The organism is Peribacillus sp. NPDC060253 (assembly GCF_042727425.1).
Taxonomy (GTDB): Bacteria; Bacillota; Bacilli; order Bacillales; family DSM-1321; genus Peribacillus.
Genome location: NZ_JBHXAS010000168.1, coordinates 1 through 7,960, shown reverse-complemented (window position 1 = coordinate 7,960; position 7,960 = coordinate 1). Strand labels below are relative to the sequence as shown.

The window sequence follows — 7,960 nt, the reverse complement described above, 5'->3', positions numbered from 1 at the left end:
GTATCCTTTATTGAATCTTCAAGCATTTTATCCACGCTCATGGTTTTAAATAAGTGATTAACTAATTTAATTATTAAATAAACTAACAATAATAATGTCGAAAGAAGAAGTAAATCCTCAGAAAATATATATTTAGTTACTGTTAGAGAATCTTTATTATACCCATCCTCTTTCATAATTCTCGTATACTTAGATACTAATAGACTTCCAAAAACCACATTAAAAATCATGAAAGAAATAACTAACATAACCAACTTATTTTTTTTACGATTGGCAGAAGCTGATGGAGCAACACTTTTTTGTTCTCTGTATGTGAATACATAAATTGCAGATATTAGCGATATTATAATTGTAAGTGAACTAATAATAGTGGAAATGATTTTCTGAATATCACTATCTTGAACGTTAGCAATACCTACTAGTTCAATAATCCATTTAAAAAGAGAAACAAATACATCATTCAATGGATTGGGACAAATATAAATAAGAAAAGCAATTGGAACTATAGAAACATACAATGCCATTAAAAGTAATGGAGATTTATTTACGACTTTAGATATTTTATAAACAGTCCAATCCTTATATGTTCTTAAATACCTGACTCTTTGACTATTGTAATACCAATTCTTCACCCATGACACCTCTAAATACGAAATAACAGGAAATAAAAGTAACCAAAAAAAAGAGGCATTAGTTAGCCTCATACATTTACTGGCTCATTAGAGAAATATTCTCTAATATTTTCAATTTCTATAACTTCATTGATGTCAGTATCAAGCCAAGGGTCTTCTTGATGAGTTAATTCTTCTAAGAATTTCCCATCTAAATGACCATATTGTTCCCATACTCTTGTTATTGTTTCAATTTCATGAGGATATAGTTTTGGTTTATTAGTGATTGGATTAATGTTATTAAAGTCAATCTGTGGAATTGTAAAATAACCATATTCCTTGTATGCACGATAAATTTCAGGAACTACAGGACCATGTTTCCATGCTTCAATTGGTTCAGGAAACAAAGTATCCCTGCCTTCACGCAAATTAAATGCTTGTGCGTAATAAAGTAATTTTTGTAGTTTTAACGGAGTAATAGCTAAACGAGTTCTTTCTTCACTAAGACTAATGAAGTATTTTGCTACGTCTCTAACATTTGCCATTTTATCTCCTCCTATCTAACTCTATTGTAATCTAAATTAGAGTAATTGTGTAATTTGAATTGAAATTTTATTTATCATTATTTTGATTTATTATTCCCTAAATTCAAGAATACATGTACTTTTTTTAGTATATGATACGAAATACTCTAAAGACTCTGATATACGCCTGGTATTAAAGTTAATTTTTGTGGCATATATTAATTAGTTTTAAGGGATAATAAAGGAACAGGTTTCTGTTTTTAGACCTTCTTTAACCAAAATATTCTTCTTGCTGCAGTTTGATACCAGGATTGATAATAAATTTTCTATGTTCATGTTAATTTCCCTTTGGTATGTTAGGAAGAACTGATGGAGTTGTTAAAATAATTTTTATACCATTATTCGTACTGTGTAGGGTTATTTCGAACAGGCATGAAAGCAGCAAGAACAGGTGACCAAATCGACGCACAGGTAACTGCTGCACGAGAGTACGAGAACAAAAAAACACCAATGCTCATGCACTGGTGCGTTTTTATAATTATTTCATACTAATGCGAAGTTCTTTTGGGTCATGCTCATCAGTTATAAATGATAAATAATCATTTTCAAATTCTATTTTACATTCAAGTTCCATCGTGGCATCAGTTGAATCTAATGGTTCAAAACAAAATTGAATGTGTTCATTTACCGTAATTTCAAAACTAAGCGATTGATATTCATAATCGTGATAATCATTATCTAAAAATTGATGTAGCACATGTGCTGATTGGGATAAATCTGAGAAAACAGTTTGCATCCCATCAAACTTAGAAAATATTATTTCAATATTTTCGTTTGCGTACTTTAACATTTTAAGCCGATTCTTAATTCCTTCTGGCGACAATTCTTCGGTGCGCCATGTTTTATCAAGAGCCTCATCAAAAAATTCTTGCCACTCTTCTTTCCAAGTGTTGATAAGTGTTTTTGTTACTGTCATCTTCATTACCCCCGATAATTTATTTTGTTTAATTAGTAATTGGAGGATTTTATGTAATTATCTTTCCATTATAACACAAATGTCGGATTTTGTCGATGTTCAGATGTTTGTCCGTAAACAAAAAAAGGAGCCCACCATCCATTTGGACAGCAGGCAAGGTGTTAAAGTTCAAAGAAAAACTTCCTGTCAGATTCATACAGGTGATTTTGTTCCATGTACATGCTGATTTTCATGGCATTAAACGAACTGAACAAATTATCAATTTTGTTACGGTGCTTATCACCTTTTCTGATGTACGGTTTACCCTGCCTGAACTCGATTTCGCCATTAATGAATGCTGATTCCATGAGTGGATTGGGAGCGTAACGGAATTTCCCTTCGTAAATGATACCTTGTAAATTCGAAATGACATCTCCGAGCATCCTGCTGTTTTGTTCTATCTTGACATGGTCAACTTCCATAGGTAAGTTATCAATCAGTTTGGCGATGAGCTGACGACTGTATTTAGTATCATAGGCCACGGAAGCAATGTCGATATTGTATTCTTGGCAAATATTGATGATTATGTCCGCCAATTCATCGAAATCTACTGTTTCTTGTCCGATTGCTTGGCAATATCCAGACCGTGCCCATGTAGCGTAAGGAATACGTTCCTTTTGCGATTTGAATTCTTCCATATCTTTAGGATAAAACACAAGGTTTTTGACGTAATGGCAACCGTCTGCTTGGTTATACCACATGAAAGTTACCGCAGTATTATCGATTCTAAGGGACAAATCCAATCCAATGAGGACTTGTTTTTTACCCCTCCACCATTCCCAATCACCTGCAGGTTCAAATAAAGATTTTTTTAACGTGTGTTGGTCGACAAAGAAATTGCCATCTCCTTCATTTGCGCCCATCCACATATTTAAGTTCTTAACTTTGAACAGGAAGAAATCAGTCGGTATATCCTTTTTGGTTTTGTAATCTTCCATCAATTTTTCAGCAAGGTCATCAAGTTCGGCTACGAGTGGATTTGCTTCAGGCCATACAGACGGGTTTTCCCATCGTTCCGCATCCCTACCGTTCAATTGAATGCGCTCTTTGGGATTGTCGATGGTGAATATCAAACCGAATTTACGGGGATTCCTGTCATCAGCAAACGTGTTTTTACGTAGGTCTTCTACTGCTTCATTCCAATAGTTGAACCCGTTTTCGATAGGATAAGATGTTGATATTTTAATGATTAATGGGTTTCGAGGTCCGAACTGTCCCGTTTCAAGTGAAGATACCATTTTAAAAATATCGTTACTTGCTCCAAGTTCATCGACAGATGCCACGTATACCATAGTTCCGTCTGCTTTTTGAGCATCTCCTGACAAAGCAACAATCTTGCAGTTCTTCGGTATGAACTCCACATAGGTTTTCTTGATGTTGAACAGTGGCAACATATTCGGAGAACTTTTGATAATGCTAACTAGTTCTTCAAAAATGATGTTTGCTTGTTGCCGAGTATTCGAACCTATGTAATGGGTAGCATTCTCTTCATCAAGGAAAAACGCTATGATATGAATAACACAGGATAATACAGATTTAGCATTCTTACGTGCTACAGTTAGTATGACTTCACGAGTCTTCCGTTTCTCTGGAAATTCTTTATATACCCAGCAAAATGTGTTTTGGATTATAAACCACTGGAATAGTGCAAGATTCTCATACATTGGATGTGCTGACTTAGCACCACGAGCGAAATAAAGTTCTTTTATGATTTCATCGATGAATAATTCAATATCATCATTCCACATAAAATCATAATCTTTTTGATGCTGTAACACGTTGTATTCATGCAAGAAATTTTCACATTCTTTCCGAACTTGGGAAGGAGCGATGATTTCCCCTGCCAACACTTTGGTGGCATATTCTACCGATTTATTCATTTTTTCCTTGCCTCCAGTATTGCCACCAATGGATTGATTTCCTTCGGTTGAGCGTTATTTGTCATTTGTTCTAATTTTTTCTCTTCAATCATCCTCTTTGCCATGTCGTTTGCCATGCGTAAACGTTGAGTAAGTGGGATATTCAATAAGGTCATATGTGTGGTGATGGACTTATCGAAAGCATGAATCCTACGTTCAAGTGATGCAGATTGTTCATCTAACGGGTCTAAATCGTTCAGTACGTCATTCAATAACGAATAACGATGTAGGCTGCGTGTTAATATTGTTAAACTCTTAGAATCGTCCTCTGTGAAATTGTCATTTAGTTTGACAAGTCGGTTAAATATTTTTCGCTCTTCCTTCGATAATATAATATCGGGTTTGGGCTTTCTTGGTTCTTTATTGGCAATTTCTGCTTCTATTTGTGCTCGTATTTCTCTTTCGAGTTTCGACATGTTGCCTGTCATCTCTGATACTGGTGTGATACTTCCTTGTGGCATATGTTCCGACTCCTTTCGATTTTTTTGAAACTTCGGGAAAAATTTTTTACTGGTTGACCACAACTTGGTCCTCTCTTTCTTCTCCATAAAAAAAACCCAATCATTATTTCGATTGAGGTTTGTGATGTATGATTTCTAAATCCTTGTATTCGTAAATGCTTTTCTTGAATAGACGTATCATAATTATTAACTGGATATTATGAATTTTTTGCATATTAATATTCAACTCTATCCTTATTTTCATAGTAGAAGTCAATGATTTGTGTCAATAATTGAGAGCGATTATCCAACAATTTTGAATCATCAACTTCCTTGTCCAACTTCGCTATATCTTCAGCATATAGCGTGTGACACACACGGATTTTCTTACTCATGTTTACACTCCTATTCCGAAATATTCTTTTAATTTTCCCTTAATTACAGGATTGATACTAGGTTCATCCATCCTTACGCAATAATTAATTCCATATGCCGTACCAATTTCACGAAGCAGTTTATCTTGTGCTTTCATCCGTTCGTTATTGATATATTTATCGCTGTGTCCTTTGGCATATAATGGGTATATCTTACTTTCCATCATTTCTGGCAACGAATTGTAATAGGCCATTTCAATCGCTTCTTGTGTATTCTTGGGTAATCGTTCACGTTGAAAACTGCTCCCATCCTTCGCATAATCGAAGTAAATACGATTACAAATCTTTTTGTAATAAGTCGGTAAGATTTCGCCAGTTTCTTTATCAATCACACGCTTAACTAATGGATTGTTATCCCAAGTGGGTATTGTCATTGGTTCAACGATAATATTATTTTCACGAAGGAATGCCATGTAATTTTTGACTGAACCTCGTGAATCGGTGCTCCATATTCCTGCTTGTTTTGCATGATGAGCGATTTCGTCCTGCCCTGGCACGATTATCCGTTCAAGGATGGATTTCAAAATGAATTTAAGCAGCGTTATATCTTTTCCGCCAATATCACATCCGATGATTTCAAGGAACTTGGTATCATCAACCTGTTGCGGTGACTTTCCTTTGGTTGTTAATGCAATAATCATTGGTCGTTTCTTTATGATTTCAACGTGGTAATTTTCTGACAATTTGCTCAGGTACTTATCCTGACTGTTTTTAAACGTTTGTTTCTTAACAAACAGAACTTGCTCGCATAGTTCAAGAACAGAGTATTCTTTAGTTGTCATTTTGTCTAAACCCCTTATATGTTCGCTAAGTACCTCTAACTTGCCATCTTAATTACTTTATATAAGTTGGCAACTTCTAGGTACTTAGCGTTTTAATGTGATATCCAGTAAATCCTTTTCAAATTCTGGTGTATTCGGAAATACGAATACTTTATAACGTGGTAACCGATTATTCGGTTTTGTTTTAAACAATTCATGACCTCTTTTCTGCAATTCATCTGCTACCCATTTTGTAAATATATCTACATACATTTGTAATTCCTCCATTTGTTTAGATGCCTACATAACTTATATACACTGCTACATAAAAAATAAGGTGTATTCTATCATTTTATTGAAAATATTTTAAAAGGTAGGATGGCAAAAAAATAAACCGTTCCCAACGGGAAACGGACATGAACCGAAACGAACGCAGTGAGTGGAGGATAGGGAGCACAACGTGCGAACCTAGGAGTATTACTTTAAATGTACTTCGCACGCTCAGTACATTTGCGCTTAGAACACTACGTGTTCAGACGCTTCAGTCCTTCCCCTGATGGGTCGGTTTTTTTTCAGTAGCAAACCGACAAGACTGGAATGTGGTCAGAAACTAAAAATATTTTTCCCGAAGTTTAGAAAAAACGTCCATAATTGCGTTGTACTGCGTTTTAACGCATTTGATATATAAACCCTTACGAATATTATTAAAACACCGTGACAGTACGTTTAAATGGGTCGTTTTCAATTAAAATGGATTAAATAAGATATACAAAACCAACATCCACCATCCTACCCACGCCAATCTTGGCAGTTTTGACCTATCATTGTATATAGATTGACAGCATTTTCCCTGTAATTCATACTATTGTAGTAACATAAGTATCAGAATTTTTAGTATATTAGGAGGGCGAATGCCATGAAACCAGAAATCTTATCAACAGCCATCGAAACTCTAACAGGATTGTTTTTCCGTAACAATAATGAAGGAACTGACTTTCTTGCCAAACGCACATTGGACCATTATATAAACGACCTCGATTTGCTTGGTGATATAACTGCTGTAGCTGTGGAAATTGATAAACAGCGAGCGTGGGCGCTCATTCCAAAGGTTAGATTTTTTGACAGTAGGAAAGCTGATGAAATTGAAGTTGCTTTATGTGGGTTGGGATATACCGATGCTGAAATTATTGCGAGTAACATAGTATTTGAGGAGTGGAAAAAATCTCAAAAGCACTGCCAATGATTATAAAAGGAGGAATACCGATGTGGGGACGGTATCTATGGAAGCTCCGCCTCTTATTGACCATTCCATATTTGCTATTTGCGATATTCATGTTTTCGTCCAATGATAACGACAATGATTATGGCCATTATTGGTTGGCATTTGTGGTTTATACGATTATTAGCTCAATCATTCTTCATAAAATGGAAAAGAAAGAAAAAAAGGAAAAGGAATGAATTTAAGGAGGTGCACTTTACCTCCTTTTCCAATTTCATAAATGGAGGTGAATTTCATGGGGCTCAAGAACATTTACAAAAAATCATTGGCTATGGCTCTGGTACGGGCTGGACATGACATTCATCATTATGCCCAATCGAAACAACGAAAAATACCAAGTGTTTGTTTTCGTCCATACCGATGAATTAATAAAAGATTTACTGGAGCTAACCAAACGGGAGGTGAGACAATGACTGAACGCTTATCCATCGGTATTATAATCTCCTGTGTAGCTGTAGTAATGGGCATACTGATTGATTTAGGAATGCTGTATATTGCATTCATACTTTTTGTAATTTGTGTATTGGCTGTTCTTCCCGTCAAGTGGTTTCGTGACTTGTTTTGGAGTGACTAAAATATGCTGGTTGTACATCAATTGAATATAAAAGTTCAAAAATTGGGAGGTATGTCACCAATGAAAAAATACATAAATATAGTTGGAGCGTTGGGCTTAATCGTGTTGATTATAGCAATGCCTTTATTCTATGGAGTCATATTTTTGGGTAGCTTTATCTTGGATACAACGCCAACTATTCATCCTCAGCCTGGCCATGAAGACCATGGACCAAAGATTTGGGAAGGTATGCCAAAAGATGAATATCAGAAGATAATGAAGGTGGTGGAATAGACGCTGCCTTTTTTTATTTGGATATTTAAAGAAAAGACATTGTACAAATGTACAATGTCCGATAATAAGTTACTTGTCTTTGTTTGTTATAAATGCAAAGAAAGAATAAATCGAGTGAGGTCTATTAATC

12 protein-coding genes are annotated in these 7,960 nt (G+C 35.1%); 4 read left to right on the top strand and 8 right to left on the bottom strand.

All coding sequences use genetic code 11. The features are described from left to right. From ACFWE9_RS24700 to ACFWE9_RS24665, 8 genes are all read right to left on the bottom strand, one after another. Positions 1 to 632, bottom strand: a 632-nt coding sequence (locus ACFWE9_RS24700; RefSeq protein WP_377359298.1) for a hypothetical protein, incomplete at its 3' end; no start/stop codon positions are given. Positions 633 to 700: 68 nt separating this feature from the next. After that, a complete protein-coding gene (locus ACFWE9_RS24695; protein WP_377359296.1) occupies positions 701 to 1,156 on the bottom strand; it encodes a Panacea domain-containing protein in 456 nt (151 codons plus the stop codon). Positions 1,157 to 1,673: 517 nt separating this feature from the next. Beyond that, on the bottom strand, positions 1,674 to 2,111 hold the full coding sequence (locus ACFWE9_RS24690; RefSeq protein WP_377359294.1) for a hypothetical protein: 438 nt from the start codon (positions 2,109 to 2,111) through the stop codon (positions 1,674 to 1,676). A gap of 161 nt (positions 2,112 to 2,272) precedes the next feature. Next, positions 2,273 to 4,030: a terminase TerL endonuclease subunit gene (locus ACFWE9_RS24685; protein WP_377359292.1), complete on the bottom strand. Its 1,758-nt coding sequence runs from the start codon at positions 4,028 to 4,030 to the stop codon at positions 2,273 to 2,275. Next, positions 4,027 to 4,530: a hypothetical protein gene (locus ACFWE9_RS24680; protein ID WP_377359290.1), complete on the bottom strand. Its 504-nt coding sequence runs from the start codon at positions 4,528 to 4,530 to the stop codon at positions 4,027 to 4,029. The genes ACFWE9_RS24685 and ACFWE9_RS24680 overlap by 4 nt, the downstream gene beginning before the upstream one ends. A 215-nt stretch (positions 4,531 to 4,745) precedes the next feature. Further along, positions 4,746 to 4,904 carry a hypothetical protein gene (locus ACFWE9_RS24675; RefSeq protein WP_377359287.1) on the bottom strand — a complete coding sequence of 53 codons (159 nt, stop codon included), beginning with the start codon at positions 4,902 to 4,904 and terminating at the stop codon, positions 4,746 to 4,748. A gap of 2 nt (positions 4,905 to 4,906) precedes the next feature. Then, positions 4,907 to 5,725, bottom strand: coding sequence for a hypothetical protein (locus ACFWE9_RS24670; protein ID WP_377359285.1), 819 nt, complete (start codon positions 5,723 to 5,725; stop codon positions 4,907 to 4,909). A gap of 84 nt (positions 5,726 to 5,809) precedes the next feature. Then, positions 5,810 to 5,977: a hypothetical protein gene (locus ACFWE9_RS24665; RefSeq protein ID WP_377359283.1), complete on the bottom strand. Its 168-nt coding sequence runs from the start codon at positions 5,975 to 5,977 to the stop codon at positions 5,810 to 5,812. Positions 5,978 to 6,620: 643 nt separating this feature from the next. On the opposite strand from ACFWE9_RS24665, the gene ACFWE9_RS24660 reads away from it, so the two are divergent. The 4 genes from ACFWE9_RS24660 to ACFWE9_RS24645 all read left to right on the top strand — a co-directional run bounded on the left by ACFWE9_RS24660 (position 6,621) and on the right by ACFWE9_RS24645 (position 7,830). Beyond that, positions 6,621 to 6,947, top strand: a complete 327-nt coding sequence (locus ACFWE9_RS24660) for a hypothetical protein (protein ID WP_377359281.1) — start codon at positions 6,621 to 6,623, stop codon at positions 6,945 to 6,947. Positions 6,948 to 6,967: 20 nt separating this feature from the next. Continuing rightward, a complete protein-coding gene (locus ACFWE9_RS24655) occupies positions 6,968 to 7,162 on the top strand; it encodes a hypothetical protein (protein ID WP_377359279.1) in 195 nt (64 codons plus the stop codon). Positions 7,163 to 7,392: 230 nt separating this feature from the next. Further along, positions 7,393 to 7,557 carry a hypothetical protein gene (locus ACFWE9_RS24650; RefSeq protein WP_377359277.1) on the top strand — a complete coding sequence of 55 codons (165 nt, stop codon included), beginning with the start codon at positions 7,393 to 7,395 and terminating at the stop codon, positions 7,555 to 7,557. Between the two features lie 60 nt (positions 7,558 to 7,617). After that, positions 7,618 to 7,830: a hypothetical protein gene (locus ACFWE9_RS24645; protein ID WP_377359275.1), complete on the top strand. Its 213-nt coding sequence runs from the start codon at positions 7,618 to 7,620 to the stop codon at positions 7,828 to 7,830. Positions 7,831 to 7,960: the final 130 nt, after the last annotated feature.